Origin of the sequence: Shewanella sp. ECSMB14102 (assembly GCF_000813075.1) — a bacterium.
Taxonomy (GTDB): domain Bacteria; phylum Pseudomonadota; class Gammaproteobacteria; order Enterobacterales; family Shewanellaceae; genus Shewanella; species Shewanella indica.
Map to the genome: position 1 here is coordinate 1 of NZ_JWGX01000110.1, position 1,487 is coordinate 1,487.

General features: G+C 49.7%; 2 protein-coding genes. Both read right to left on the reverse strand.

Annotated features, from left to right (window positions below; translation table 11 throughout):
* Positions 1–257: 257 nt before the first annotated feature.
* The gene (locus RC73_RS19555) at positions 258–548 is read right to left on the reverse strand and encodes a late competence development ComFB family protein (protein WP_039036194.1); all 291 of its coding nucleotides are present in this window, start codon (positions 546–548) and stop codon (positions 258–260) included.
* Between the two features lie 63 nt (positions 549–611).
* The coding region (locus RC73_RS19560; RefSeq protein ID WP_039036195.1) for a histone deacetylase family protein at positions 612–1,487 on the reverse strand (876 nt) is incomplete at its 5' end.

Here is a 1,487-nt window from a genome sequence, read left to right on the forward strand (position 1 = left end):
TCCAGGTGGTCCGTAAAATGTTTAGGATGTCCTGATTTTTTTCTAAGAGATTGAGACCGCAAGGTATGCTTCCAGGTGGTCTGTAAAATGTTTAGGATGTCCTGATTTTTTTATGATGATACTTTTATCGGGTTAATAGCTGGCCCGGAGCGATGGTGGAAATGTACTTTTCAGAAGTACAGTTCGCAAGAGATATAAGCTCTCTTGGTGAGCCCTGGATTCAGGAAATGCACCTTCCTTGATTGCAGATGCCTGTGTTACCCCTGCGCTTGCTGATCGGTTTCCAGTTTCGGGGGTAGTTTGGATTTCAAAAACGCCCGTGACTTCTCTAATGCCTGGTAGATTTCGTTGCGCATTCTATCTTGTTCTTGATAGTCGCCGTAGAAATAGGTGTCCACCAGATGGTGAATGTAGCGCACTGGTAGTTGATTGAGCGTGATACAAGCCAGATCGGCCACATAGTCGGTTGGCAGCTCATCCATCAACCCCTCTTCAGCGAGGATTTCCATTAACATCACTTCGTAGTAGTTGCGGATTTCCAGCTGCATAGGTGACGCTCCCAAAGTTCTTTGCTGTGTTCGGTTTGGTTGGTAACAATTGGTTCGTAGCCTTTAGCGATACAGCGTAGTCGCGGCGCGAAATAATTGACTGTGTCTGAGTGTTAATTGTAGAGGGTCTTTGCAGTATCCGCCTCCCGTGACACAGGCTATTGGTATTGCCGCTTCTCTGGCATGACCCAATACGCTCATATCCCGCCGGGATATGCCCTCAAGGCTGAGCCGCAACAAGCCGAGTTCATCTTCAGCATGTACATCGACTCCGGCGTCATAAAGAATGAGATCCGGTCTATGAGTCAAGATCAGCAATGGCAGTATTTGCTCAAGCGTTGAGAGGTACTCGTCATCACCGGCGCTTTTTTCAAGCTCGATATCATAGTGAGAGTCTGCCTTCCGGGTAGGGAAGTTTTGCCGGCAGTGTATTGAGCAGCTGATGATGTTCGCATCGCCGGCTGTCATGGTGGCGGTGCCGTCGCCTTGATGGACGTCGCAGTCGATAATCAGAACCTTGTCTGCCAGCCCTTGGTTTATCATGCGTCTGGCACTGTAGACTAGATCGTTGAAAACACAGTAACCGCTGCCAAAGTCCTGGTGAGCGTGATGGTAACCGCCGCTGATATGCAGCGCTATGCCGTGCTCAAGTGCTTTTCGTGCCGCAAGCTCGGTGCCTGCGACCGAGTGCAGTGTCCGAGCCAGCAGATGCTCGCTCCAGGGAAACCCTATGCGGCGCATTGCCTTGGGATCTAGTTGGTTGTGAATAAACCCGGCAACATATTGAGGACAATGCACAGAGGCGAGAGCGATTTGTTTTACAGGTTTTGGGGAGCAGAGGCTAAATTGCCCAGAAAAAGGAGTTTGGCACAGATACTCAAACAGGCGTTGATATTTGCTGATGGGAAATCTGTGCCGGGATGGTAACGCCAGTTTGGA